Raw genomic sequence first — 25,857 nt, forward strand, 5'->3', positions numbered from 1 at the left:
GACAAGGTCCGCCGTGCTGCCGACGGATGCGGACCGCGAACTACACGCATGTCAGTCGCGGGGCCTAGCGTCACTTCCGTGGGACGACCGAATCTTGCCGAGGCCGAGCAGCTGGCACTCGACATGGACGTCGCGATGGACGGGCTGGCGCTGCGCGACACCACATTCGTCGTGGTCGACCTCGAGACCACCGGAGGACGTGCGACCGAGAGCGCGCCGGGCCGCGGCGACCACGACCAGATCACCGAGATCGGCGCGGTCAAGGTGCGCGGCGGAGAGATCATCGGTGAACTCGGCACGCTGGTCGATCCCGGACGGACCATCCCACCCCAGATCGTCGCGCTGACCGGGATCACCACGGCAATGGTGTGCGACGCGCCGCGCATCGAGTCGGTGCTGCCGTCGTTCCTCGAGTTCGCCCGAGGCGCCGTCCTCGTGGCGCACAACGCCGGGTTCGACATCGGCTTCCTCAAGGCCGCCGCCAAGCGGTGCGATATTGCCTGGCCACGGCCACCGGTGCTGTGCACCGTCAAGCTCGCGCGCAGGGTTCTTACGCGCGACGAGGCGCCCAGCGTCCGACTCTCGGCACTGGCCCAGTTGTTCAGCGCCAACACCACGCCGAACCACCGTGCCCTCGACGACGCCCGCGCCACCGTCGATGTCCTGCACGGGCTGATCGAGCGTGTGGGCAATCAGGGCGTGCACACGTTTCCAGAGCTACGCACGTACCTGCCCAACGTCACACCGGCCCAACGCGGCAAGCGCCATCTCGCCGCAGGCCTGCCCCGGCGACCCGGCGTGTATCTGTTCCGCGGTCCGAGCGACGAGGTGCTCTATGTCGGCACTGCCGTCGACCTGCACCGCCGCGTTGCGCAGTACTTCACCGGCGCCGACCCACGCACACGCATGAAGGAGATGGTGGCGCTGGCCACTGCCGTCGCCCACGTCGAGTGCGCCCACGACCTGGAGGCGGGCGTGCGGGAACTGCGCCTGCTCGCCGCGCATGCACCGCCGTACAACCGACGGTCGAAGTTCCCGCACAAGTGGTGGTGGGTGGTCCTCACTGATGAGCCATTCCCCCGGTTCTCGGTCGTGCGCAGACCCACGCACGATCGAGTCGTCGGCCCGTTCCGGGCGCGCGCCGACGCCGCCGATACCGCCGCGCTGCTGGCCCGGTTCACTGAGGTGCGGACGTGTACGTCGCGGCTGTCCCGTACGGCGCACCATGGACCGGCCTGCCCCGAACGGGAATTGGCGCCATGTCCGGCGGTACGCGACGTCGGGGCCGCTGACTACGCTCCGGCGCCCACGCGGGCCCAACGCCTGATCGACGGCGCCGAACGGACGGCACTGTGCGATGCGCTCACCGAGGTTGAAGACCTCGCAAGACGCGGCCGCTACGAAACGGCAGCACGGTTACGTGATCACGCTGCGACGGCCATCGATGCGCTCTGGCGAGGCCAGCGGCTACACGCCCTGGTCGCGGTCGAGGAGTTGGTTGCCGCACGCCCCGACGGCGCGGGCGGGTGGCACCTCGCGGTCATCCGACGTGGCCAACTCAGCTCGGCGGGCAGTGCCAGGCGGGGCGTCCCACCGATGCCCGTGGTCGACGCGATATGCGCTGCGGCCCAGACCATCCTGCCGGCGCCCGCGCCGTTGGGCGGAGCCATGGTCGAGGAGACCGCGCTCATCGCGCGCTGGTTGGGCCACCCGGGGGTGCGGATCGTGCGCGCGGACGACGGCTACGCCAGCCCACTGGGAGCCGCCGGAGGGCTCGCGGATTGGGCTGCCCTGGCCCGCTCAGCGCGGCTCGCCGCCCAGGCCGGTTCCGATGCGGAACTCGACGACCGATACGGGACCACGCCGGTACCGAAACCCGTGCGCCTCAGCGCTTCTGGGTGAACCGCGCCCAGCGCCCGAGCAGCTGCTGGGCCGCACCGGAGTCGATCGCCTCGGTGGCACGTGCCAACCCGGCCTCCCACGCCGGCACCCACTTGGCGTCACTGGACAGTCCGGCGTGGGCGACCATCGCACCGGCGGCGTTGAGCACCACCGCATCGCGAACCGGACCCTTGGCGCCACCGAACACCTCGCGCACCGATACCGCATTGGTCTCGGCGTCGCCGCCCATCAGCTCACTGAGGTGAGCCCGCGCGAAACCGAACGCCGCGGGATCGAAGGTCAGCCGTTCCACGGTGCCCGCCTGGACCCGCCAGATCGTGCTGGTGGTCGTGGTGGTCAACTCGTCGAGACCGTCATCGCCGTGCACCACCAGGACACTGGAGCCACGCTGAGCGAACACACCCGCCATCACCTCGGACAGGTCCGCCCACGCGCAGCCGATCAACCCGGCTCGCGGTGACGCCGGGTTGGCCAGCGGCCCAAGCAGATTGAAGACCGTGGGCACACCGATCTCGCGACGGACGACCGACGCGTGCCGGTAGGAGGGATGGAACTGCGGCGCGAAGGCGAAGCCGATACCGACCTCGGCCACGCTGCGCGCGACATCGTCGGGGCCGAGGTCGATCTTCACCCCGAGCGCCTCGAGAGTGTCAGCACCACCCGAAAGGGAGGACGCGGCGCGATTTCCATGCTTGATCACGGGCACCCCGCACGCCGCCACCACGATCGAGGCCATTGTCGACAGGTTCACCGTGTTGGCACCGTCACCGCCGGTACCCACCACGTCCACCGTCTCGCGCCCGATCACATCGGTGGGCACTCGCCGCGCGTGCCGGAGCATGATGTCGGCCAGCTCCGACACCTCAGCCGAGGTCGGCCGCTTCATCTTCATCGCCACGGCGAAGCCAGCGATCTGAGCGGGTGTCGCGACTCCCGTCATGATCTGATCCATCGCCCAGGCCGCCTGTCCGGGAAGCAGCGGCTGAACCGTCGTCAGACGGCCGAGGATCTGGGCCCAGGTGGGGGAATCGTCGGAAGACACGCCGGTGAGCCTAACGCCATCGCCACGGCGTCCAACCGGCGATGGCCACCGTTGTTGCGACACGAATATTACGAATCTCGCGACCCGGGTGGAGTTGGACAACTACAAAGCGTCATACTTCATGTGTGACGAGCGTTGTAGGGACTTCTGGAACCGCGATCACGTCGCGAGTTCATTCGCTGAACAGGCCCAACATGGTAAGTGTTGGCACCATAGTTTGGCTTTCTAGCGAGTTGATGTTCTTTGCTGGCCTGTTTGCCATGTACTTCACGGCACGGGCTCAGGCGGGCGGTGACTGGCCCCCGCACCCCACAGAACTCAATCTCGCGCTCGCGGTACCCGTGACGCTGGTGCTGATCGCGTCGTCGTTCACGTGCCAGATGGGCGTGTTCGCGGCTGAGCGTGGCGACGTCTACGGACTGCGCCGGTGGTACATGGTCACCCTGGTGATGGGCACGTTCTTCGTCCTCGGCCAGGGCTACGAGTACTACCACCTGGTCGCGGAGGGCACCACCATTCCGGGCAGCGCCTACGGATCGGTGTTCTATCTGACCACCGGGTTCCACGGCCTGCACGTGATCGGCGGCCTCATCGCCTTCGTGCTGCTGCTGATGCGCACCAGGATGAGCAAGTTCACCCCGGCCCAGGCCACCGCCGCGATCGTCGTGTCCTACTACTGGCACTTCGTCGACATCGTGTGGATCGCTCTGTTCGCCGTCATCTACTTCGTCCGATGATTGGCTCGCCGATGAGAAGGGGTTCGATGACCAGCAAGTCCCGCCGTCGGTTGCGCCGACGCCTGTCCGCAGGCGTTCTGCTTCTGATTGGACTCGCATTCGCCGGGGCTCTCGCGGCGACCCTGACGCCCAAGCCTCAGGTCGCCCAGGCCGACGAGTCGCAGATGGCCCTGTTGCGCACGGGCAAGCAGCTTTTCGACACGTCGTGCATCACGTGCCATGGCGCCAATCTGCAGGGCGTGCCCGATCGCGGACCGAGCCTCATCGGCACCGGCGAGGCCGCGGTGTACTTCCAGGTCTCCACCGGCCGCATGCCCGCCATGCGCGGTGAGGCTCAGGCGCCTCGCAAGGCCCCGGTCTTCGACGAGCACCAGATCGACGCGCTCGGCGCCTACATCCAGGCAAACGGCGGCGGCCCGGTCGTCCCCCGCGACGCCAACGGCGGTATCGCCCACGAATCGCTCCTGGGCGACGACGTCGCCCGCGGCGGCGACCTGTTCCGCCTGAACTGCGCGTCGTGCCACAACTTCACCGGCAAGGGCGGCGCGCTGTCCTCCGGCAAGTACGCACCCGACCTCGGTGAGGCGTCGAAGGAACCCGCGCAGATCTTCACCGCGATGCTCACCGGCCCCCAGAACATGCCGAAGTTCTCCGACCGGCAGCTCTCCCCCGAGGAGAAGCGGGACATCGTCGCGTACGTGCACGAGGCAGCGAACACGCCTGACCCCGGTGGCTACGGCCTCGGCGGCTTCGGCCCCACCACCGAGGGCATGGCAGCCTGGATCATTGGAATGGTCGCCGTCATCGGCGCGGCAATGTGGATCGGATCACGAGCATGAGTGACGAGGTGAAGCGCCCCACCGACGCCGAATTGGCGGAGATGTCGCGCGAGGAACTGGTCGCCCTTGGCGGCAGGATCGACGGTGTCGAGACCGTCTTCAAGGAGCCGCGCTGGCCTGTCGAGGGCACCAAGGCCGAGAAGCGTGCCGAGCGCTTGGTCTCGTACTGGCTTCTGCTGGGCGGGATCTCGGGCCTCGCCCTGTTGCTGGTCTTCATCTTCTGGCCGTGGGAGTACAAGCCCTTCGGCGCCGAGGGTGAGCGCATCTACACACTCGCCACCCCGCTGTACGGCCTGACCTTCGGCCTGTCGGTGCTCGCCATTGGTATCGGCGCGGTGCTCTACCAGAAGAAGTTCATTCCCGAGGAGATCTCGATCCAGGATCGCCACGACGGCGCCTCCTCCGAGCTCGACCGCAAGACCATCGTGGCCAACCTCACTGACACCCTCGAGGCCTCGACGATCAAGCGGCGCAAGCTGGTTGGCCTGTCGCTGGGCATCGGCCTCGGCGCCTTCGGTGCCGGCACGGCGGTCGCCTTCATCGGCGGTCTGATCAAGAACCCGTGGAAGCCAGTCGTTCCCACCGCCGAGGGCAAGAAGGCGATGTTGTGGACTTCGGGGTGGACTCCCCGCTTCCACGGCGAGACCATCTACATGGCCCGCGCCACCGGCATCCCCGGCGAGTCCCCGTTCGTGAAGATGCGACCCGAGGACCTCGACGCAGGCGGCATGGAGACGGTGTTCCCGTGGCGTGCATCCGACGGCGACGGCACCACCGTCGAGTCGTCGCACAAGCTGACCGAGATCGCCATGGGCGTCCGGAATCCCGTGATGCTCATCCGCATCCGGCCCGAGGATGTGACTCGCGTGGTCAAGCGCCAGGGTCAGGAGAGCTTCAACTTCGGCGATCTGTACGCCTACACGAAGGTCTGCAGCCACCTCGGTTGCCCGTCGTCGCTCTACGAGCAGCAGACGTACCGGATCCTGTGCCCATGCCATCAGTCGCAGTTCGACGCACTGCACTTCGCGAAGCCGATCTTCGGCCCCGCGGCGCGAGCACTCGCACAACTTCCCGTAACCATCGACAAGGACGGGTATCTGGTCGCCAACGGTGACTTCATCGAACCCGTCGGACCGGCATTCTGGGAGCGAACGTCATGAGTCCACAGAGTGGTTCAAAGCTAGGCGCCATTGCCGCAGCGCAGGGTGACGCGATCGATTCGCGCTACCACCCGTCCGCGGCGGTTAGGCGGCAGCTCAACAAGGTATTCCCGACGCACTGGTCGTTCCTGCTCGGTGAGATCGCCTTGTACAGCTTCATCGTGCTGCTGATCACCGGCGTGTACCTGACGCTGTTCTTCGACCCGTCGATGGCCGAGGTCACCTATCACGGTGTCTACCAACCGCTCAACGGCGTCCAGATGTCGAAGGCTTATGCGTCGACACTCGACATCAGCTTCGAGGTGCGCGGCGGTCTGTTCGTCCGTCAGGTCCACCACTGGGCTGCGCTGCTGTTCGCGGCGTCGATCATGGTCCACCTGGCCCGCATCTTCTTCACGGGCGCATTCCGCAGGCCCCGCGAGGCCAACTGGGTGATCGGCTCACTGCTGCTGATCCTGGCGATGTTCGAGGGTTACTTCGGCTACTCGCTGCCCGACGACCTGCTCTCGGGCACCGGCCTGCGCGCCGCGTTCTCGTCAATCACGTTGGGTATGCCGGTGATCGGCACCTGGCTGCACTGGGCGCTGTTCGGCGGCGACTTCCCCGGGACGATCATCATCCCGAGGCTGTACGCGCTGCACATCCTGTTGCTTCCCGGAATCATGTTGGCGCTCATCGGCGCTCACCTGGCATTGGTGTGGTTCCAGAAGCACACCCAGTTCCCCGGTCCCGGCCGCACCGAGAAGAACGTCGTCGGTGTTCGAGTCATGCCGGTGTTCGCCGTGAAGTCCGGCGCGTTCTTCGCCGTGACTACCGGCATCCTCGGACTGATGGGCGGTCTGCTGCAGATCAACCCGATCTGGGCCCTCGGCCCGTACAAGCCGTCACAGATCTCAGCGGGCAGCCAGCCCGACTTCTACATGATGTGGACCGACGGTCTGGCCCGTATCTGGCCGGCGTGGGAGTTCTACCCGTGGGGCCACACCATCCCGCAGTCGGTATGGGTGGCGGTCTTCATGGGTCTGATCCTCGGCCTGCTAGTCATGTATCCGTTCCTGGAGAAGAAGTTCTCCGGCGACACCGCGCACCACAACCTGCTGCAGCGTCCGCGTGACGCACCGGTCCGTACCGGCATCGGTGCCATGGCCATCGCGTTCTACATGGTGCTGACGTTCATGTGCATGAACGACATCATCGCGCTGAAGTTCCACATCTCGCTGAACGCGACGACGTGGATCGGCCGCATCGGCATGGTGGTTCTGCCCGCGATCGTCTACTACATCACTTACCGGTGGTGTGTCGGACTGCAGCGCAGTGACCGCGCGGTGCTCGAGCACGGCATCGAGACGGGCATCCTCAAGCGCCTGCCTCAGGGTGCCTACATCGAACTGCACCAGCCCTTGGGCCCGGTCGACGATCACGGTCACCCGATCCCGCTCGAGTACCAGGGTGCACCGCTGCCCAAGCGCATGAACAAGTTGGGCTCCGGCGGAGCGACGGGTAGCGGTAGCTTCCTGTTCCCCGACCCGAAGTCCGAGAGCGATGCACTCGCAGAGGCCGAGCACGCATCCGAGCGCAAGTCGCTCACCGCGCTCAAGGAGTACCAGGACGAGGAGTTCGGCACGTCCAACGGCAACGGTTCGCCGAACGGCCATCACTGAGTTTCAGCCCTCAGGCAGTAACGCCGGCTACGCCTTCGCGTAGTCGGCGTTACTGCTTTATGGGGCCATTGGGATCACCTGCTGAGACTGCGCACAGGGCTGTGAAACCGCCAAGTTAACGACCCTCAGCGCAGTCTCGCGGGGCCTGGCTCAGCCGACTCCCCCACCGAGACCACACACAGGGCTGTGAACCGCCGAGTTAGCGACAGGGACGACGGTTTTGGCGGAAGGCGTGAGTGCGCATAGGCACGTGACGCGCCGTAAGGCGGCAGGCTGGCAGGCCAGCAGGCCGGAAGGCGTAAGCGTCAGGCGAGGACAGCGCGCAGCTGACGCAGGAAGAACACCGGCACTGCAGGCATGGCCACGATGATGACACCGGCGACGCCGTAGGCGGCCCACGCCGATGCCTCGTGCTCGGTGGCCGCCAGATAGGTCGCAAGGCCGATGAGCGCGGTCGACGCTCCCATCGCACTGGCGATCGCCACGGGGCACCTCAGATAGATCTGTTCGACAGCCGCCGTCGGGAAGCCCACCCGGCTGCTGGCCGGCGGTATCGGCTGACGCCGGATGGCCGGCGCACCCGCGGAACGCAGATTCGACGTCTGCACCGGGTCGCCGAAGACGGACTGGTCGGGTCGCGTGCCGGCATACGGTGAACCCGCTCCCTCGGCAGCCGAGCGTCGGGCACGAAGCAGCAGCGGCACCGCGGCGACGATGACCACCGCCGACACCCCGATGACGGTGTAGAGCAGCCACGGCGTCTCAGATTCGCCACTGGTGCCCACGTTGTTGCTGCTCAGATCGACGAGCGCGACGATGGCCGCCACCCCGGCTCCAAGCGCGATTAGCCACAGGGCGGCGCACACACCCAGAAGGATCCGGTCCGTCTGGTCGAGCGTTTCGGGGTTCAGCCGCGAGCCACGCGCGGCGCTGGTGTCATCGGCCATCAACAGCTCGTCTGCCAATCGTTGTTCTGCTGCGATGCGATCGTCTGACCGTCGCTCGTCGTGATCGAGCAATTCAGCTTCGACAGCCTCAGCAGGCTGGACGCCTGGACCGAACCGTACTCCGACATCGAGATCGGCGTCACCGTCAGCGACCACGGGATGTACACGTTCTGCTGCGTGCGCTGGCGCCCCGACGCATCGGTGTAGGTCACCGAGATCCGGTCGAGGGGCGCCTTGGTTCCGGTCACCGTGTAGGTGATGAACCTCGGACCCGCAGGCGCGGTCGTCGTGGCCGGTGGCGGAGGCGGCGGAGGCGGCGCCTCGGTGATCGGCGCAGGAGGCGGCTCTGTGGCGGGAGGTGGCGGAGGCGGCTCGCTCGGGGGCGGCGGCGGAGGCGGTTCCTCGCTGCTCGGCGGCGGCGGAGGAGGCGGCGGAGGCGGCGTCGTGGTCGTGGTGGTGATCTCGTCTTGGACCGGTGGCAACGCCGACGTGGTCGTGGTGCTCGGGTTCGCCAGGTCGGTGCTGTCGGTGCGCGCGACCAGCAATGTCACCGAGACGACCAGCGCGACGGCGGCCACGATGGCGACCACACCGACAACCCAGGGCCACTTGGGTGGTTCCTGGTCGACGGGTGCGGAACCGGGCTCGTACGTGTCGTAGTCGTACAGCGCGGGGTCGGGTGGCACGTATGGCCCACTCAGGAACTGCTCGGACTCGGGGGCGGAGTACGCCCGGGAGTAAATCTCCGTCTCACCTGTTCGGGGTGCGTCGTGCGCCGGTTCGTCCGGTTTCGGAGAATCCGGCCCAGGGGGATTCGGCCCGCTCATCTACGCCTATCCTTCTCGACTGCCCATCCGTGCCCCGGCAACACTACCCAACCAGGTATGCGAGGGACCCTCGCGACGCGGCACGCGGGCAAACCTCGCCCGTATCGTGACCTGGCGGCCAGCGGGTCAGTGCTTCTCGGGACCGGTGTAGTACTCGAAGACCAGGCCGGACACCGAGGAGATCACGAACGCGACGCCGGCGACGATCAGCCAGGGCAGCCACAAGGCCATGGCGACCGCGGTGACAGACGCGGACAGGGCGATCAGCAGGGGCCACCAGCTATGCGGGCTGAAGAAGCCCAGCTCCCCCGCGCCGTCAGCGATCTCGGCGTCCTCGTAGTCCTCGGGGCGCGTGTCGAGCCGGCGCGCCACGAACCGGAAGAAGGTGCCGATGATGAGTGACAGTCCCGTGGTGAGGACCAGCGCGGTGGTTCCCGCCCACTCGACGCCCCCGTTGGCGTACAGCGCGGTCAGCACGGCGTAACCAACCGCGCACAACGCGAAGAACGCGGTCAGGAATTCGAACAGCCTGGCTTCGATATGCATGAGGTTGTCCTACCTACTTGCTCGCCTGGGGAGCCTGTTCACCGCGGCGGGTGTCGAAAGGCTCGGTGGTGACCGCCGTCGGCGGTAATCCGATGGCAACCAGCGCGTCGGCGTTGGAGGCCTTCGGGTTGTCCTGACGGAACTGGAGGTACGCCTTGAAATCGTTTGGCTCCACGACCCGGACCTCGAAGTTCATCATCGAGTGATAGGTGCCGCACATCTCGGTGCAACGTCCGACGAACGCGCCGGTCTCCTCGATCTTGCTGATCTGGAAGATGTTGTCCGAGTTGTTGGCCTTGGGCTCGGGCAAGACGTCCCGCTTGAACAGGAACTCCGGAACCCAGAAGCCGTGGATGACGTCGGCGGACGCGATCTGGAACTCGACGCGCTTGTCCTTGGGCAGCACCAGGATCGGAATCTCGGTGCTGGTGCCCAACGTCTCGACCTTGTCGAAGTTGAGGTAGCTGCGGTCCTCGGGGTTCATGCCGCGGATCGGACCGACCTTCTCCTCACCGTGCGCGTCAACGCCCTCGGGCTTGGACGTCATGGCGTCCTTACGCGCGCTGTCGACACCGTCGTAGCTGAGCGTGCCATCGGCGAAGGCGATCTTCTGGTACCCGAACTTCCAGTTCCACTGGAACGCCGTGACGTCGATGACGACCTCGGGGTTGGGGTCCTTGTGCAGCATCTTCTCCTGCACCACAACGGTGAAGTAGAAGAGCACCGAGATGATCAGGAACGGCACGACCGTCAAGACGAGTTCCAACGGCATGTTGTAGCCGAACTGCTTGGGCAGTTCGGTGTCCGTCTTCTTCTTGCGGTGGAACGCGCTGGTCCAGAAGATCAGGAACCAGACGATGCCGCCGATGACGAACGAGGTGATGACCGCCCAGACCCACAGCTCACGATTGAGCTTGGCCTCAGGCGTGATGCCCGCAGGCCAACCGAGGCCGAACACCTCCTGCCAACTGCATCCGCTCAGCAGGAGTGTCATCCCGCCTAAAACAGCTGACAACACCACCAACTTCAGCCCGCGAGCGGTCACGTTGGTGCCTCCTAGATGTCCGTTGGGCCAGGCGAATACTACGCAGCGTAGACCACTCCGGTGGGCGCGAGCGAAGCGACCGGGGAATGTCGCGGTGGGCGCGAGCGAAGCGACCGGGGAATGTCCGCGGGTGCGCGTCTCAACGCAGCGCGGCATTGGGCATACTTGCGCCGTGTGCGGACTGCTGGCCTTCCTGACCGATCCGTCCGCTGACATCGCCTCTGGGCTGGTCGAAGCGGTTTCCGGTGCATCACATCTGATGCGCCATCGAGGGCCGGACGAGCCCGGAACGTGGACCGACGACGACGCGTCCCCGAGTGTCGTCCTGGGTTTCAATCGGCTGTCGATCATCGACATCGCGCACAGTCACCAGCCGCTGCGGTGGGGTCCGCCGGAGTCCCCCGACCGATACGTGTTGGTGTTCAACGGCGAGATCTACAACTATCTCGAACTGCGTGAGGAACTGACCGCCACACACGGAGCCACGTTCGCCACCGACGGTGACGGTGAGGCGATCGTCGCCGCGTACCACCACTGGGGTCCGGCCGCGGCGCTCGGCCGACTCCGGGGCATGTTCGCGTTCGCGGTGTGGGACACGGTGGCACGCGAGTTGTTCTGCGCCCGTGACCCGTTCGGGATCAAGCCGCTGTTCATGGCAACCGGGCCCGGCGGGACGGTGGTAGGCAGCGAGAAGAAGTCGCTCCTGGACCTCGCGCCCATCGCCGGACTCGATCTGGGCATCGACGACCGCGCCGTGCAGCACTACACCGTGCTGCAGTACGTACCGGAACCCGAGACGCTGCACCGGGGTATCCGCCGGCTGGAGTCGGGCTGCTACGCGCGGATCCGGCCGGGTGAGGCTCCCGAGGTGACGCGGTACTTCAGGCCCCGGTTCGCCGCCAAGCCCTTTGCGTCCTCAGGTGACGACGCGCAGGCTCGCTATGACGAGATCACCGCTGTCCTCGAGGACTCCGTCGCCAAGCACATGCGGGCGGACGTCACTGTCGGCGCATTCCTGTCCGGCGGCATCGATTCGACGGCCATCGCGGCGCTGGCCATGCGGCACAACCCGCGTTTGATCACGTTCACCACCGGCTTCGAACGCGAGGGCTTCTCGGAGGTCGATGTCGCGGCGGCCTCCGCCGAGGCGATCGGCGCACGGCACATCACAAAGGTCGTCAGCCAGGCCGAGTTCGTCGCAGCCCTGCCCGAGATCGTCTGGTACCTCGACGAGCCCGTCGCGGACCCCGCGCTTGTGCCGTTGTTCTTCATCGCCAGGGAAGCGCGCAAGCACGTGAAGGTCGTGCTATCCGGCGAGGGCGCCGACGAACTGTTCGGCGGGTACACCATTTACCGGGAACCGTTGTCGCTGAAGGCCTTCGACTATCTCCCCCGACCGGTGCGCCGCTCGCTGGGCAAGGCGTCACGTCCGCTGCCCGAGGGGATGCGCGGAAAGAGCCTGTTGCACCGGGGGTCACTGACGCTCGAGGAGCGCTACTACGGCAACGCCCGCAGCTTCTCCGACGATCAGCTGCGCGCGACGCTGCCCGGGTTTCGACCGGAGTGGACGCACACCGATGTCACCGCGCCGCTGTATGCGGAGTCCGCCGGGTGGGATCCGGTCGCGCGGATGCAGCACATCGACCTGTTCACCTGGTTGCGCGGCGACATCCTGGTCAAGGCCGACAAGATGACGATGGCGAACTCACTGGAACTGCGTGTGCCGTTCCTGGACCCCGAGGTCTTCGCTGTGGCGTCCAGGCTGCCGTTTGACCAGAAGATCACCAGGGCCACCACCAAGTTCGCGTTGCGCCGCGCCCTGGAGCCGATCGTGCCCGCGCATGTCCTCAACCGGGCGAAGCTGGGCTTCCCGGTCCCGATCCGGCACTGGTTGCGTGCTGGCGAACTGCTCGACTGGGCGTATGCCACCGTCGCGTCGTCACAGGCCGGTGACCTCGTTGACATCGCCGCCGTGCGCCGCATGCTCGACGAACATCGTGCCGGCGCCAGCGATCACAGTCGGCGACTGTGGACGGTGCTGATCTTCATGCTCTGGCATGCGATATTCGTCGAGCACAGCGTGACCCCGCAGATCAGGGAACCGCACTACCCCGTGCAGTTGTAGGCCATCCCGGCGAGCCGTGAATCAGGCGAGCGCGGCGGTGATCTCCGCGCCTGCCTCGGCACCGTAGGCGTCGGTGATGCGCGCCATCGCGGTTTCCTTGTCCCAGGTCCACTCCTGCGGGCCGGGTGCCTCGAACACCAGCACCGCCACTAGCGAGGCGAGCTGCGCGGAACGCTCCAGCGACAACCCCGCGCTACGACCGGTGAGGAAGCCGGCACGGAACGCGTCGCCGATACCGGTGGGATCGGCCTGGTGCAGCTCGGGCACCACGCCCACGTGAATCGAGGTGCCGTCCTTGGAAACCAGGTCGACGCCCTTGGGGCCCAATGTGGTGATGCGCAGACCGATCTGGCTCATCACCTCGTCCTCTGAGAGGCCCGACTTCTGCAGCAGGAGATCCCACTCGTAGTCGTTGGTGAACAGGTAGGTGGCACCGCCGATGAGCCTGCGGATCTCCTCACCGGACAACCGCGCCAGCTGCTGAGAGGGGTCGGCGGCGAACGCGATCCCGAGCTCGCGGCACTCCTCGGTGTGCAGGAACATCGTCTCGGGGTCATTGGCACCCACGATCACCAGTTCCGGTGCGCCGGTGCGGTTCACGAGGTTGGCGAGCTTGATGTTGCGGGCCTCCGACATGGCGCCGGGGTAGAACGACGCGATCTGCGCCATGTCCTCGTCGGTGGTGCAGACGAACCGAGCGGTGTAGGCGGTGTCCGAGATCAGCACGTCATCACAGTTGACGCCGTGCGATGTCAGCCACTCCCGGTAGTCGTCGAAGTCCTTGCCCGCCGCGCCGACGAGTGAGGCGTCACCACCCAGCAGGCCTATCGCGTATGCCATGTTGCCGGCGACTCCGCCACGGTGCACCACGAGATCGTCTACCAGGAAGCTCAGCGACACCTTCTGCAGGTGGTCGGCCAGCAACTGTTCGGAGAACTTTCCTGGGAATCGCATCAGGTGGTCAGTTGCGATTGACCCGGTCACCACAATGGTCACGAAAGCACTCCTTGTTTTCATTAAGTCGTTTGCTCAAAGTGAAGCGGGACCCGCCCAGGGCATTGGTTTCACCATCAGTGCAGGTCGATGCGATAGCCTAACAACGACATGGCCGGCCCATACCCTTACCCCGATTCGTCTCCCCAGCAGCCCTTTCCGCCGCAAGGTGGGAGCTACGGGCCACCTTCTTCATACCCGGGCGCGTACCCGGACCAGGTGCCGTCGCCCTATCCAGGAGCGCTCCCACCACCGGTTCCCTACCCGAAACCCCGGCGACGAAAGCCTCTTCTCATCGCCGGGATCGCGATCCTGTCGGTAGCGGTGATCGCTGCGGTGGTGGCGGCCCTGGTGGCCTTCGGCGGCCAGGAGGAGGCCACCGACGCCACGGTGACTCCGGCGCGCGCACAGACCGCCATTCAGGACTACATGGATGCTCTGAGCCGCGGCGACACGGAAACGGTCGCGCGCAATGCGTCCTGCGGTCTGTTCGAGGAGATCAAGGACCGCAAGGCCGATATGTCGCTGGCCAAGCTCGCCAGCGATGCGTTCCGCCGCCAGTACAAGAGTGCTGAGGTGACCTCGATCGACAAGGTCGTGACCTGGTCGCCGAATCAGGCGCAGGTGCTGTTCACGATGCAAGTTCAACCCGCGCGTGCGCAGGGTCAAGCCGAGAGGCAGGGCGTGGCGCAGATCCTGACGCTGGACGACGAACTGCTGATCTGCTCGTACCTGCCCCGCACCGGCCAGTTCTAGCCTGGCTGCGCCCGGCCCCCGGGCGCAGCCTCAGGCCGTCAGTTGAACGAGTCGCCGCAGGCGCAGGACCCGGTCGCGTTGGGGTTGTCGATGGTGAAGCCCTGCTTCTCGATCGTGTCAACGAAGTCGATGACGGCACCCTGGATGTAGGGCGCGCTCATCCGGTCGACGGTCAGGCCCACACCATCGAAGTCGGTGGTCAGGTCGCCGTCGAGCGTCCTGTCGTCGAAGAACAGGTTGTACTTCAGACCGGCGCAGCCGCCCGGCTGAACCGCGATGCGCAACGCGAGGTCATCGCGCCCCTCCTGATCGAGCAGTGACTTCGCCTTGGCCGCCGCCGCATCTGTCAGGGTCGCGCCATGTGTGGTGACCTCGGTCGCCGGTTCTTGCTGAACAGTCATTGGTTCTCCCTGTGCATACTCATGCTTCAGACACCTCAACGGTACCTTGCCGGGCCGCTATTCCCGACTCTCAACTCCACGAGGCGGCGGTCTGGCGGGCCAGGCCCCTCAGCTGGTTGGCGGCGTCGTCGATGGCCACCTGCACCGAACCGGCGAAGTCGACGATCGAGTGGGCCGCCGCGATCCCCGCGGCACCCAACGCATCGGCATCGAGTGTGACCTGGCCAGCCAGCACCAGCACGCGCGTATCGCCCACCGCGCTGGCCGCCAGCGCGCTGACCACCTTTCCGTGCAGCGACTGGTCATCGAAGCGGCCCTCACCGGTGATGATGACGTCGGCTCCAGCCACATCGTCGGCCAACCCGGTGAAGTCGGCGATCACCGCGGCACCGGCTTCGCGCCTGCCGCCCAGCGCCAGCAGCGCAGCGCCGATACCGCCGGCCGCACCCGCGCCGGGTTCGACGGCGACGTCACGACCGGCCAGCGTCCTCAGCTCGGCAGCCCACTGCGTCAGCCTGTCCTCCAGGACGGCGACGGTGTTCCGATCCGCACCCTTCTGCGGGCCGAACACCGCGGCCGCGCCCGTGGGTCCCAGCAGCGGGTGCTCGACATCGGTGGCCGCGATCACCTCGACGCCGGCCAATTTGTTAGCTGCCGGGCCCAGCCCGCCGAGTGCGTCGACGAGGCCGCGACCGCCGTCGGTGCATCCGCTGCCGCCCAGCCCGATGACGAGGCGGTGGGCCCCGGCGGCGATAGCGGCGGCGATGAGCTGGCCCACTCCCCTGCTGTGCGCGGCAAGCGCGGTCGACACGTTCGGTGGGCCACCCAGCAGCGCGAGACCGCAGGCCTGCGCGCACTCGATGTAGGCCGTGCCGGTGTCACCGTCCAGAACCCACTGGGCGGTCACATCCTCGGCCAGCGGACCGCTCACCCGTGTGGTGCGCAGCTCGCCGAGTCTGCTGGCCAGCACGGCGACGAAACCGGGACCGCCGTCGGACTGGGGCGCCAGGGTGAGGTGATCGGATCCGCGGGCCGAACCCCAGCCTGCCGCGATCGCCTCGGCCGCATCGACGGCGGTGAGGGTGTCGCCGAAGCAGTCGGGTGCGATGAGCACACGCAGCTGGGGGCCCGTCATTCACAGCAGCCTAGGTCTCCACCTGTTCGGGTGCATTTCAGGCGATAACCGGCTCCGACCGGCGGGATGACGGGAGCTCTCACGGCTGACGTAATCTGGGTGCCGTGAAACTGCTGGGCCGCAAGAAGGAAACCTCCCAACCCGAGGAGTCGGTTTCGGCCGACGAATCCATCGATCAGTCGGTCGATCAGAACACCGCTCAGGACGTGCGGACGACGGCCCCCAAGGGCCGGCCCACCCCGAAGCGCAGCGATGCCGCCCGCAAGCGCGGACCTGTGGCACCTGCTCCGATGACCTCCGCCGAGGCCCGGAAGCGTCGCAAGGAGCTGGGCGGCCCCAAGTTGTCCAAGGAGGAGCGCCGCGCCGACAAGTCGGCACGGCGTGCCGAGATGACCGAGCGCCGCGCCAAGATGATGTCCGGCGAAGAGGGCTATCTGCTTCCCCGCGACAAGGGTCCGGTGCGCCGCTACGCCCGCGACATCGTGGATGCGCGCCGCAACGTGCTCGGCCTGTTCATGCCCGCCGCGCTCGGACTGATCTTCGTGATGCTGGCCGTTCCGTCCGTCGAGGTGCAGCGCCTGCTGTCGCCGGCGATGCTCGTGTTGGTGCTGATCATGATGATCGACGGCATCTTCGTTGGCCGCCGGGTCAACAAGCTGGTCAACGCCAAGTTCCCGGACAACATCGAGAGCGGTTGGAAGCTCGGCTTCTACGCTGCCAGCCGTGCCTCGCAGCTGCGTCGCATGCGGGCGCCGCGCCCTCAGGTCAACCGCGGCGACAAGATCGCCTGACCGCAGTGCGGGTTCTCGTGCTCGGCGGTATCCGTTCGGGCAAGTCGGCGTGGGCCGAGTCGGCGATCGCGCAGGCGTCCACCGAGGGCGGCGTGCGGTATCTGGCCACCGGTGGCAGCGATTCCGACGATGCGGACTGGTCCGTTCGCGTGGCAGCGCATCGGCAGCGTCGTCCGTCGCACTGGTCGACCGTCGAAAGCCCGGACGTCGCAGCACATCTGCGCGCCGATTCCACCACTGCGACGCTCGTCGACGATATGGGCGGCTGGCTGGTCGCCGCGCTGGACCGCCGCGACGCGTGGACTGGTGGCCAGGATGCGATCACCGGTGACGTGGACGATCTCCTCGACGCCGTCGACGGTTTCGCGGCCCCACTGGCGCTGGTCAGCCCCGAGGTCGGTCTCACCGTGGTGTCCGCGACGGAGTCGGGCCGCCTGTTCACCGACGCGCTGGGAACCCTGAACCAGCGCCTGGCTCAGCGGTGTGAACGCGTCGTGCTTGTCGTCGCCGGTCAAGCGGTCACCGTGAAGGAGCCAACATGACCGACACCCCAGCCACCCCCGACTTCCCCACCGTCATCGCACCGGACACGGAGGCCGAGGCCGCGGCGCGTGCCCGTCAGGACACACTCACCAAGCCGCCCGGTGCACTCGGCCGCCTCGAGGATCTCTCGGTGTGGGTGTCGGCGTGCCAGGGCCAGTGCCCGCCGCACCAGTTCGACAGGGCCCGCGTGGTGGTGTTCGCCGGCGATCACGGCGTCACCGCCGCGGGCGTCTCGGCGTTCCCGTCCGAGGTGACCGCGCAGATGGTGGCGAACTTCGCCGCGGGCGGCGCTGCTGTCAACGTGCTGGCCGAGGTCGCCGGTGCCGGCGTGCGGGTCGTGGACATCGCCGTCGACACCGAGGCGCCGCTGTCGGCATCGATCGGAGCGCACCGAATTCGGCGTGGCAGCGGCAATGTCGCCGTCGAGGACGCGCTGTCCGTCGATGAGGTCATCGCGGCAATTCAGGCCGGCCGCGACATCGCAGACGAAGAGGTCGACGGCGGCGCCGACCTTCTGATCGCCGGCGACATGGGAATCGGGAACACCACGGCCGCAACGGCGTTGATCGCGGCCCTGACCGACACCGAACCGGTCGTCGTGGTCGGTCGCGGAACCGGCATCGACGACGCCGGCTGGGCGCGCAAGACCGCAGCCGTCCGCGACGCGCTCTACCGTGCACGGTCGTCATACACCGATCCGGTTGCCCTGCTTCGAATCTGCGGTGGCGCCGACCTTGCCGCGATGGCGGGCTTCTGTGCGCAGGCGGCGATCCGCCGCACCCCGCTTCTGCTCGACGGTGTCGTGGTGACCGCGGCCGCCCTCGCCGCGGACCGCATGGCGCCGGGGGCGCGGCAGTGGTGGCAGGCCGGTCACCGGTCCACCGAGCCCGCGCACGTCCTCGCGCTGCAGCGGCTGGGTCTGGATCCGATCGTCGACCTCGGGATGCGCCTCGGCGAGGGCACCGGTGCGACCGTGGCCCTGCCCGTGCTGCGGGCCGCGGTGGCGACTCTGGCATCGATGGCCACGTTCGGCGAGGCCCACGTGACCGACCGCGTGGCCGACCCCGCGCCGTGATCGGTTCGCTCACGTCGGCACTCGCGTTCGCCACGGTGCTGCCGGTTCGCACGCGCCGACCGTTCGGCCGGGGTGGGCTCACCGTTCTGCCGGTGGTGGGCATCGCACTCGGCGCCCTGGCGGCGGGCGTGACGTGGGCCGCGGCCAGGGGGTTCGACGAGGGCAACCCGCTGACGGGCGTGCTGGCTGTGGCTGCGCTGCTGATCATCACCCGCGGTCTGCACATCGACGGTCTCGCCGACACGGCGGACGGGCTGGGCTGCTACGGCCCGCCGGACCGTGCGCTCGCCGTGATGCGCGACGGACCGGCCGGACCGTTCGCGGTCGCAGCGGTCACCGTGGTGATCGTGGTGCAGGGCCTCACGTTCTCCGTATCGGGGCTGCTCGCGATCGTGGTGGCGGTGACCGCCGGCCGGGTGGCGGTGGTACTGGCCTGCCGACGCTCAGTGCCCGCCGCACCTGGCAGCGCGTCGGGTTCTAGTGTCGCAGGCACCCAACCGTGGTGGGTGGTGACGGCCTGGGTCGCCCTGGTCACCGCGGCGGCCGTGTTCGCCACCCCTCGGCCATGGCAGGGCCCGGTCGCCGTGCTGGTGGCGCTCGCTCTGGCCGCGGCACTCGTCGCGCACTGCGTGCGCCGGTTCGGTGGGATCACCGGGGACGTGCTGGGTGCGGCCCTCGAGGTGACGACGACCGTTGCGGCGCTGGGGATGGCGATCGGCTGACACGTCAGCCGTGCAGCACCTTGAGCCCGATCGCGGCCGCGACGATCACCCCGATGAGAACGACCTTGGCCACCGACACCGACTCGTCACCTGTGGCGAACGAGTAGACCGCGGTCAGCGTCGCGCCGATGCCCACCCAGATGACGTAGCTCGTCGCGGTCGGCAGTTCGCGCATGGCGTAGGCCAGCCCGCCCATCGATACGACGAGCGCCGGGAAGAACACCAGCGACGGCGCGAGCCTGGTGAAGCCCTCCGACTTGCCCAAGGCCACTGCCCACACGGCTTCGAAGGCACCCGAGACGACCAGAATGATCCAAGACATGACACACCTCTCCACGCGCCGTCTTGTCGCTGGCCGGGTACGGTGCCGCTCGTCCGGTGTCCGATGAGGACACCCCATTCTACCTAGCCGAGACGGGTCATCCATTCGTGGGTGTCAGCGAACGTCCCACGCTGAATGCCGGTGAGTGTGTCGCGCAGGGCCATCGTGACCTCACCCGGCTGGCCATCGGCGATGGTGAACTCGCCGTCGCCGGACTTGACGTGCGAGACCGGGGTGATGACGGCGGCGGTGCCACAGGCGAACACCTCGGTGATCTCGCCGGCGGACGCCTTCTTCCGCCACTCCTCGACATCGATCTTGCGCTCCTCGACGGCGTACCCGGCGTCGGTTGCCAACTGCAGCAACGAGTCCCGGGTGATACCGGGGAGCAACGAGCCGCTTAGCTCGGGTGTCACCAGCCGGGCCGAGCCACCGCTGCCGAAGACGAAGAACAGGTTCATCCCGCCCATCTCCTCGACGTAGCGGCGTTCGATGGCATCGAGCCACACGACCTGATCGCAGCCCTGTTCGGCGGCCTCGGCCTGCGCCAGCAGCGACGCCGCGTAGTTGCCGCCGAACTTCGCCGCGCCGGTGCCGCCGGGGCTGGCCCGCACGTACTCGGTCGACAGCCAGACCGACACCGGCTTGATGCCGCCCTTGAAGTAGGCGCCGGCCGGTGAGCCAATCACCATGTAGCGGTACTCGGTGGCGGGCCGCACGCCGAGGCCGGGCTCGGTGGCGAAGATGAACGGCCGCAGGTACAGCGACGCCTCGCCCCCGGCCGCGGGCACCCAGTCGTCGTCGACGGCGATCAGCTGGCGCAGCGACTCCAGGAACACCTCGTCGGGCAGCTCGGGAATGGCCAGCCGGCGCGCCGAGCGGCGCAGCCGGGCGGCGTTGGCGTCGGGCCGGAACGACACGATCGATCCGTCGGCCCAGCGGTAGGCCTTGAGTCCCTCGAAGACCTCCTGCGCGTAGTGCAGGACGATCGCCGACGGGTCCAGCTCGATGGGGCCGTACGGCACCACCTTGGCGTCATGCCAGCCGCGTCCCGCGGTGTAGTCGATCGACACCATGTGATCGGTGTGGAACCGACCGAAACCGGGATCGGAGAGGATGTCGGCGCGCACCTCGTCACTTGCCGGATTCGTATTTCGGGCAAGCGAGAACTCGAGAGGGCCGTCGGTCATACCGGAATTGTATAACCCACCACTATCGAGTTTTCGCCTCCACGAAGGGTGGTGCGACGACCTCGCATTCGAGCCGTTTCCCACGGACGTCAACCGCCACCGTCTGGCCGTCGGCGACCCCGGCGTCGGTGTCGATGAGCGCCAGCGCGATACCGAGTTTGAGTGTTGGAGAGAATGTCCCCGACGTCGTCACCCCGACGGTCCTGTCGCCGTCGAGCACGGTCATATCGGCGCGTAGCACCCCACGCCCGAGGGCCCGCAGTCCGCGCAGCACTCGCCGCGGTCCCGCCTCCTTCTCGGCGAGCAGGGCGTCGCGCCCCCAGAACGCCGGCTTCTTCCAGCCGATCGCCCAGCCGCATCGCGCCTGTACTGGCGATATCTCCAGCGACAGCTCGTGACCGTGCAGCGGGTAGCCCATCTCGGTTCGCAGTGTGTCGCGGGCGCCGAGGCCGGCGAGTTCACCACCCGCGGACGTCACCGCAGAGACCAGCGCGTCGAACACGACACCGGCCCGGTCCCACTCCGGGAGGAGTTCGTAACCGTGCTCGCCGGTGTAACCGGTGCGGCACACCCGCACTGCCACCCCGTCGAACTCGGCGTCGGCGTAGGCCATGTAGTCCATATCGGTGGGCAGGCCAAGCGCGCCGACCACCTCAGCGGACTTGGGGCCCTGAACCGCCAGCACCGCATGGGATCGGTGCTGGTCAGTGATGGTCAGCCCGGCCGGCGCCTTGTCCTTCAGCGCTGCCACGACGGCGGCGGTGTTGGCCGCGTTGGGCACCAGGAACACCTCGTCATCGGACACGTAATAGGCGATCAGATCGTCGATAACGCCACCGGATTCGTTGCAGCACAACGTGTACTGCGCCTTGCCCGCACCGATTCGGTTCAGGTCGTTGGTGAATGCGGAGTTGACGTAGGCGGCGGCCCCCTTGCCGACGACCAGCGCCTTGCCGAGATGGCTGACGTCGAAGAGGCCGACGGCGTTACGGGTCGCGTTGTGCTCGGCGACGGTGCCGGCGTAGCTCACCGGCATCAGCCAGCCCCCGAACTCCGCGAAGCTCGCGCCCAACGCTCGATGGCGGTCTACCAGTGGGCCCTGCAGCAGGTTGTCACTCACGCCGCAAGGTTAATCCCGGTCGCTCCGCTCTCCCCAGGCTGGCCGCACTGGCTAGGGTTGACCACTGTGAGTACCAGTCCCGGTTACCAGTCCCCCGTCGTCAACGTCGCCACCAGCCTGCCCAAGCGCGGTACGGGCTCTGCGGTGCTGATCGTCCCCGTGGTGAACGGCGATGACGAGTCCGACGCAAGCGTCAAGGTCGTCGCGAACCCGTTCCTCGACGCGGAGGCGGTCGGTGAGATCGAGGTCGCGCTCCGGGCGCTCGGCGCCAAGGCCGGCACCGAGCAGGTCACCCGCATTGTGGTGCCGTCGCTGCCGGTGGCCAGCGTGTTGACCGTCGGACTGGGCAAGGCTCGCGACGAGTGGCCGCAGGACCTGATCCGTCGGGCCGCAGGGGCGGCCGCCCGCTCGCTGTCGGGCACGGAGACCGTCATCACCACACTGTCCGATCTCGACGTGGCCGCCACGGTCGAGGGGCTGATTCTGGGCGCCTACCGGTTCACCGACTTCCGCAGCGACAAGACGGCGCCCAAGGAGCCGGGGCTCGCCAAGGTCACCGCGCTGTCCACGGCCAAGGACGCGAAGGCTCAGGCGGCGCGCGGCACCGATATCGCCACGGCGGTGGCCACCGCCCGGGATCTGGTCAACACTCCGCCCAGCCACCTCTTCCCCGAGGAGTTCGCCAAGCGGGCAAGGGCTTTGGGTGAGGCCGTCGGTCTCGAGGTCGAGATCCTCGATGAGAAGGCCCTGGAGAAGGGCGGATACGGCGGCATCGTCGGCGTGGGCAAGGGATCATCTCGCGGCCCGCGCCTGGTCCGGCTGATCCACCGCGGGTCGAAGCTTGCGGCCAAGAAGAAGAAGGCGAAGACGGTCGCGCTGGTGGGCAAGGGCATCACCTTCGACACGGGCGGTATCTCGATCAAGCCCGCGGCCAACATGCATCACATGACCTCCGATATGGGCGGTGCCGCGGCCGTCGTCGCGACCGTCGTGCTCGCGGCCAAGCAGAACGTGCCCGTCGACGTGATCGCCACCGTGCCGATGGCCGAGAACATGCCGTCGGCGACGGCGCAGCGCCCCGGCGACGTGCTGACCCAGTACGGCGGCATCACCGTGGAGGTGCTCAACACCGACGCCGAGGGCCGCGTGATCCTGGCCGACGCGATCGTGCGGGCGTGTGAGGACCAGCCCGACTACCTGATCGAGACGTCGACGCTGACGGGCGCGCAGACGGTGGCCCTGGGCTCGCGGACGCCGGGTGTCATGGGCAGCGACGAGTTCCGGGACCGCGTGGCCGCGCTGTCGCAGCAGGTGGGCGAGAACGCCTGGCCGATGCCGCTGCCCGAGGAACTCAAGGACGACCTCAAGTCGACGGTGGCCGATTTGGCCAACGTCAGTGCGTCGCGCTACGCAGGCATGCTGGTCGCCGGGGTCTACCTGCGCGAGTTCGTGGCGGATGGAGTGCAGTGGGCGCACCTCGACGTCGCCGCGCCGGCCTACAACACCGGCGGGCCGTGGGGCTACACCGGCAAGGGCGGCACCGGGGTGCCGACGCGGACGATGTTCGCCGCCATCGAGGACATCGCCGCGAGCGGCTAATCAAGCAGGGCCGCGAGCGGCTAATCGAGCAGCTAGCTACAGAACCGTGCCGCGGGCGGTGCTGCGCATCACCTGCGGCAGGGCGTGCGCGACGCCGTACAACAGGTAGGCCTCCGGGGTGACGGGGCGGATCGGCTTGTTCTTCTTGACCGCTCCGATGATCGCCTTGGCCACCTTGTCGGGGCCGTAGCGCCGCGCCTTGAAGCCTCGTTGAATCTGCGCTCGGCGCGCCTCGACCGCGTCCTGCCTGCGGGCGGGCACGTCGAAGCGCGTCGTGTTGATGATGTCGGTGTCGATCACTCCGGGGCACACCGTCGTCAAACCGATTCCGGCGGAATCGAGTTCGGCACGCAGACAGTCGGAGAACATGTGCACCGCGGCCTTGCTGGTCGCGTACGCGTTCATCGACTGCATCGGCGCGTAGGCGGCCATGGAGGCGACGTTGACGATGTGCCCGCCGGTGCCACGGTCGACCATCCGGTCGGCGAAGGCGCGGCAACCGTTGACGACACCACCGAAGTTGATGTCGAGCACCCGGTCGTACTCGTCGGCCGGGGTGTCCAGGAAGTTGCCGGCCTGGCCCACGCCTGCGTTGTTCACCACCACATCGGGCACCCCGTGGGTGGCACACACCTGCTCGGCGAAGCCGTTCACCGCCGCGGCGTCGGCGACGTCCAGGCGGTAGGCGTGCGCGGTGCCGCCCGCAGCGGCGATCTGCGCGACGGTGGCGGCCGCTGCGTTCTCGTTGACGTCACTGACCACGACCTCCGCCCCCTCGGCGGCAAAGGCCAGCGCGGTGGCGCGACCGATTCCGCTGCCTGCCCCGGTCACCGAGACCAGCGTGTCGCCGAAGGCTCCGCGAGGCCGGCCGACCTGGGCGCGCAGCAGGCCGCGGGCGGGCTCCGCGCCGCCCAGGAAATCGACGAGTTCGGTGACGGATTGCGCCACCACCTGCGGGTGTGAGAACACCGACCAGTGACCGGCTTTCACCTCTCGACGCCATAGCCGCGAGACCCATTTGCCGGTCTCGTCGTAGACGTGGTGGCGGACAAAGGGATCGCGGGTGTTGACGATGATCTGGACCGGCACGTCGACGTGATGGTCCCTGCGCGCGCTGGCAAGTGATCGGAAGTAGTTGGCCGGGTACACCTTCATGCTGCGCACGGCATCGGTGACGAGCGCGTCCGAATGGTGAATCTGGTCGGCGGGGATGCCGTCACGCCACTGCAGGATTGCCCGCATGACGCGCGGCAGGAACACGCGCGTCAGCGCGGGCGCCACAACCGGCACCGAGTTCGCGCCCATGTACGTCAGGCGAACCAGGCAGCTCAGTGAGCGCAGGAACCGCGGGAGCCGGTACGGCTGCTTGAGGCCCTCCATGACATAGCGGTTCAGGTGGTCACCGCTGGGGCCGGACAGGGATGTGAACGAGGCCACCCGGTCGCCAGCGCCGGTGCGCGCCAGGTACTCCCACACACCCGCCGATCCCCAGTCGTGAGCCAGCACGTTCACGGCGACCCCGGGCGAGACAGCGTCGATCACCGCGGCGAGGTCGTCGGCGTACCGGGACATGGCGTACGCCGACACCTTCCTGGGCACCGATGATCTCCCCACGCCGCGGTTGTCGTAGCGGATGATCCGGAAGCGGTCGGCCAGCATGGGCACGACGCCGTTCCACAGCACGTGGGAGTCGGGCCACCCGTGTACGAGTACGAGCGTGGGCCCCTCGGGGTTGCCCTCTTCATAGATGGCAATCCGTTCGCCATCCGCGCTGTGCACAAAGCGCTCACCGGTCGACGTCATCAGGCTCCCCGTCATTGTCGCGTCCAAAAGTAACCAGTACCGCCGGTACCGAATGGATCGACCATGCCCGTATCTGCGCGGACATGTCAAGAACGCGCTACTCGAGCGCCCTGCGGGCCTCGCGCTGGCGTTCGATGCGCCGGCGCGCGTCGAAGTCGCGCATCCGCTGCGGGTAGCCGACCTTCTGGACGTCGTAGACGGGGATGTTCAGCTGACCGCTCAGGCGCCGCGCACCCGCGTCCCCGCCCGCCCGGCGGCGGGTCCACTCGCCATCCGCCGCCACCAGCACCACCGTGACGTCGGTGACGGTGGTCTGGGGCTCGATGAAGGCCTCGACACCCTGGTGTGTGCTGACCCAGTCGTGGAGGTACTGGAGATCGGCGGCGGGGTCGGCGCTAGCGGCACGCCGGGAGCCGCGACGGCGGAATCTGGAGAACAGCCCCAATTCGACCCGGCTCCTTCTACTCGTCGCGGCAGTTCGGCCTCAACGCCTTACCCGATAGTGCCAGAGGACCGCACTGCTAGGTCTGCGACGACCCGCGCGCCCGGACGTGACAGGATGGACACCGCGACAAT

General features: G+C 67.6%; 25 protein-coding genes and 1 riboswitch. Of the genes, 12 read left to right on the top strand and 13 right to left on the bottom strand.

The window, feature by feature from the left end; translation table 11 throughout:
• The first annotated feature begins 123 nt into the window (after positions 1-123).
• Entirely contained in the window at positions 124-1,902 is a 1,779-nt protein-coding gene (locus tag ACZY0X_RS26015; RefSeq protein ID WP_463774601.1) for a DEDD exonuclease domain-containing protein, read from the top strand.
• Here the strand turns inward: ACZY0X_RS26015 and trpD are convergent.
• Positions 1,886-2,944: an anthranilate phosphoribosyltransferase gene (gene trpD / locus ACZY0X_RS26020; protein WP_241404722.1), complete on the bottom strand. Its 1,059-nt coding sequence runs from the start codon at positions 2,942-2,944 to the stop codon at positions 1,886-1,888. The genes ACZY0X_RS26015 and trpD overlap by 17 nt on opposite strands.
• 125 nt (positions 2,945-3,069) lie before the next feature.
• Between trpD and ctaE the strand changes: the two genes are divergently transcribed.
• The 4 genes from ctaE to qcrB are packed head-to-tail and all read left to right on the top strand — an operon-like array spanning position 3,070 to position 7,341.
• The gene (ctaE, locus tag ACZY0X_RS26025) at positions 3,070-3,681 is read left to right on the top strand and encodes an aa3-type cytochrome oxidase subunit III (protein WP_241404721.1); all 612 of its coding nucleotides are present in this window, start codon (positions 3,070-3,072) and stop codon (positions 3,679-3,681) included.
• Entirely contained in the window at positions 3,678-4,520 is an 843-nt protein-coding gene (gene qcrC, locus ACZY0X_RS26030) for a cytochrome bc1 complex diheme cytochrome c subunit (RefSeq protein ID WP_463774501.1), read from the top strand. Before ctaE ends, qcrC begins: the two co-directional genes overlap by 4 nt.
• Positions 4,517-5,680, top strand: a complete 1,164-nt coding sequence (gene qcrA / locus ACZY0X_RS26035) for a cytochrome bc1 complex Rieske iron-sulfur subunit (RefSeq protein ID WP_463774503.1) — start codon at positions 4,517-4,519, stop codon at positions 5,678-5,680. The genes qcrC and qcrA overlap by 4 nt, the downstream gene beginning before the upstream one ends.
• Positions 5,677-7,341 carry a cytochrome bc1 complex cytochrome b subunit gene (qcrB, locus tag ACZY0X_RS26040; protein WP_463774504.1) on the top strand — a complete coding sequence of 555 codons (1,665 nt, stop codon included), beginning with the start codon at positions 5,677-5,679 and terminating at the stop codon, positions 7,339-7,341. The genes qcrA and qcrB overlap by 4 nt, the downstream gene beginning before the upstream one ends.
• 305 nt (positions 7,342-7,646) lie before the next feature.
• On the opposite strand, the gene ACZY0X_RS26045 is transcribed toward qcrB, so the two are convergent.
• From ACZY0X_RS26045 to ctaC, 4 genes are all read right to left on the bottom strand, one after another.
• Positions 7,647-8,288 carry a DUF2561 family protein gene (locus ACZY0X_RS26045; protein ID WP_463774505.1) on the bottom strand — a complete coding sequence of 214 codons (642 nt, stop codon included), beginning with the start codon at positions 8,286-8,288 and terminating at the stop codon, positions 7,647-7,649.
• A complete protein-coding gene (locus ACZY0X_RS26050; protein ID WP_463774506.1) occupies positions 8,288-9,115 on the bottom strand; it encodes an MmpS family transport accessory protein in 828 nt (275 codons plus the stop codon). The genes ACZY0X_RS26045 and ACZY0X_RS26050 overlap by 1 nt, the downstream gene beginning before the upstream one ends.
• Before the next feature lie 126 nt (positions 9,116-9,241).
• The gene (locus ACZY0X_RS26055) at positions 9,242-9,661 is read right to left on the bottom strand and encodes a cytochrome c oxidase subunit 4 (RefSeq protein WP_463774507.1); all 420 of its coding nucleotides are present in this window, start codon (positions 9,659-9,661) and stop codon (positions 9,242-9,244) included.
• Positions 9,662-9,674: 13 nt separating this feature from the next.
• Positions 9,675-10,706 carry an aa3-type cytochrome oxidase subunit II gene (gene ctaC, locus ACZY0X_RS26060; RefSeq protein WP_463774509.1) on the bottom strand — a complete coding sequence of 344 codons (1,032 nt, stop codon included), beginning with the start codon at positions 10,704-10,706 and terminating at the stop codon, positions 9,675-9,677.
• A gap of 172 nt (positions 10,707-10,878) precedes the next feature.
• Between ctaC and asnB the strand changes: the two genes are divergently transcribed.
• Positions 10,879-12,831, top strand: coding sequence for an asparagine synthase (glutamine-hydrolyzing) (asnB, locus tag ACZY0X_RS26065; protein WP_463774510.1), 1,953 nt, complete (start codon positions 10,879-10,881; stop codon positions 12,829-12,831).
• A gap of 21 nt (positions 12,832-12,852) precedes the next feature.
• On the opposite strand, the gene ACZY0X_RS26070 is transcribed toward asnB, so the two are convergent.
• Positions 12,853-13,827, bottom strand: coding sequence for a carbohydrate kinase family protein (locus ACZY0X_RS26070; protein ID WP_463774512.1), 975 nt, complete (start codon positions 13,825-13,827; stop codon positions 12,853-12,855).
• 216 nt (positions 13,828-14,043) lie between these two features.
• On the opposite strand from ACZY0X_RS26070, the gene ACZY0X_RS26075 reads away from it, so the two are divergent.
• Entirely contained in the window at positions 14,044-14,580 is a 537-nt protein-coding gene (locus ACZY0X_RS26075; RefSeq protein ID WP_463774513.1) for an Rv0361 family membrane protein, read from the top strand.
• 38 nt (positions 14,581-14,618) lie between these two features.
• On the opposite strand, the gene ACZY0X_RS26080 is transcribed toward ACZY0X_RS26075, so the two are convergent.
• Positions 14,619-14,981 carry an iron-sulfur cluster assembly accessory protein gene (locus tag ACZY0X_RS26080; RefSeq protein ID WP_463774515.1) on the bottom strand — a complete coding sequence of 121 codons (363 nt, stop codon included), beginning with the start codon at positions 14,979-14,981 and terminating at the stop codon, positions 14,619-14,621.
• Positions 14,982-15,051: 70 nt separating this feature from the next.
• Positions 15,052-16,116 (bottom strand): glycerate kinase family protein, encoded by a 1,065-nt coding sequence (locus ACZY0X_RS26085; protein WP_463774516.1) that lies wholly within the window; start codon positions 16,114-16,116, stop codon positions 15,052-15,054.
• A gap of 104 nt (positions 16,117-16,220) precedes the next feature.
• On the opposite strand from ACZY0X_RS26085, the gene ACZY0X_RS26090 reads away from it, so the two are divergent.
• Genes ACZY0X_RS26090 through ACZY0X_RS26105 form a run of 4 tightly spaced genes read left to right on the top strand, consistent with a single transcriptional unit; the run spans position 16,221 to position 19,247 of the window.
• Positions 16,221-16,907 (top strand): DUF3043 domain-containing protein, encoded by a 687-nt coding sequence (locus ACZY0X_RS26090; RefSeq protein WP_463774518.1) that lies wholly within the window; start codon positions 16,221-16,223, stop codon positions 16,905-16,907.
• A 5-nt stretch (positions 16,908-16,912) separates the two neighbouring features.
• The gene (locus ACZY0X_RS26095; RefSeq protein WP_463774519.1) at positions 16,913-17,449 is read left to right on the top strand and encodes a bifunctional adenosylcobinamide kinase/adenosylcobinamide-phosphate guanylyltransferase; all 537 of its coding nucleotides are present in this window, start codon (positions 16,913-16,915) and stop codon (positions 17,447-17,449) included.
• Positions 17,446-18,525: a nicotinate-nucleotide--dimethylbenzimidazole phosphoribosyltransferase gene (cobT, locus tag ACZY0X_RS26100; protein WP_463774521.1), complete on the top strand. Its 1,080-nt coding sequence runs from the start codon at positions 17,446-17,448 to the stop codon at positions 18,523-18,525. Before ACZY0X_RS26095 ends, cobT begins: the two co-directional genes overlap by 4 nt.
• On the top strand, positions 18,522-19,247 hold the full coding sequence (locus ACZY0X_RS26105) for an adenosylcobinamide-GDP ribazoletransferase (protein WP_463774522.1): 726 nt from the start codon (positions 18,522-18,524) through the stop codon (positions 19,245-19,247). The genes cobT and ACZY0X_RS26105 overlap by 4 nt, the downstream gene beginning before the upstream one ends.
• A gap of 4 nt (positions 19,248-19,251) precedes the next feature.
• Here ACZY0X_RS26105 and ACZY0X_RS26110 read toward each other — a convergent pair whose 3' ends face one another.
• The 3 genes from ACZY0X_RS26110 to gcvT form a co-directional block, all read right to left on the bottom strand.
• Positions 19,252-19,569 (bottom strand): DMT family transporter, encoded by a 318-nt coding sequence (locus tag ACZY0X_RS26110; RefSeq protein ID WP_463774523.1) that lies wholly within the window; start codon positions 19,567-19,569, stop codon positions 19,252-19,254.
• A gap of 12 nt (positions 19,570-19,581) precedes the next feature.
• Positions 19,582-19,645, bottom strand: a riboswitch (guanidine-III (ykkC-III) riboswitch).
• 7 nt (positions 19,646-19,652) lie between these two features.
• Complete coding sequence (locus ACZY0X_RS26115; RefSeq protein ID WP_463774525.1) at positions 19,653-20,759, bottom strand: branched-chain amino acid aminotransferase; 1,107 nt, start codon at positions 20,757-20,759, stop codon at positions 19,653-19,655.
• A gap of 22 nt (positions 20,760-20,781) precedes the next feature.
• Positions 20,782-21,879: a glycine cleavage system aminomethyltransferase GcvT gene (gene gcvT / locus ACZY0X_RS26120; protein WP_463774526.1), complete on the bottom strand. Its 1,098-nt coding sequence runs from the start codon at positions 21,877-21,879 to the stop codon at positions 20,782-20,784.
• Between the two features lie 66 nt (positions 21,880-21,945).
• Between gcvT and ACZY0X_RS26125 the strand changes: the two genes are divergently transcribed.
• Positions 21,946-23,478: a leucyl aminopeptidase gene (locus ACZY0X_RS26125; protein ID WP_463774527.1), complete on the top strand. Its 1,533-nt coding sequence runs from the start codon at positions 21,946-21,948 to the stop codon at positions 23,476-23,478.
• 36 nt (positions 23,479-23,514) lie between these two features.
• On the opposite strand, the gene ACZY0X_RS26130 is transcribed toward ACZY0X_RS26125, so the two are convergent.
• Positions 23,515-25,281: an SDR family oxidoreductase gene (locus ACZY0X_RS26130; protein WP_463774603.1), complete on the bottom strand. Its 1,767-nt coding sequence runs from the start codon at positions 25,279-25,281 to the stop codon at positions 23,515-23,517.
• Positions 25,282-25,378: 97 nt separating this feature from the next.
• Entirely contained in the window at positions 25,379-25,726 is a 348-nt protein-coding gene (locus tag ACZY0X_RS26135) for an oxidoreductase (RefSeq protein ID WP_463774528.1), read from the bottom strand.
• Between the last annotated feature and the right edge of the window lie 131 nt (positions 25,727-25,857).

The organism is Mycobacterium sp. IDUB_39 (genome assembly GCF_055419205.1).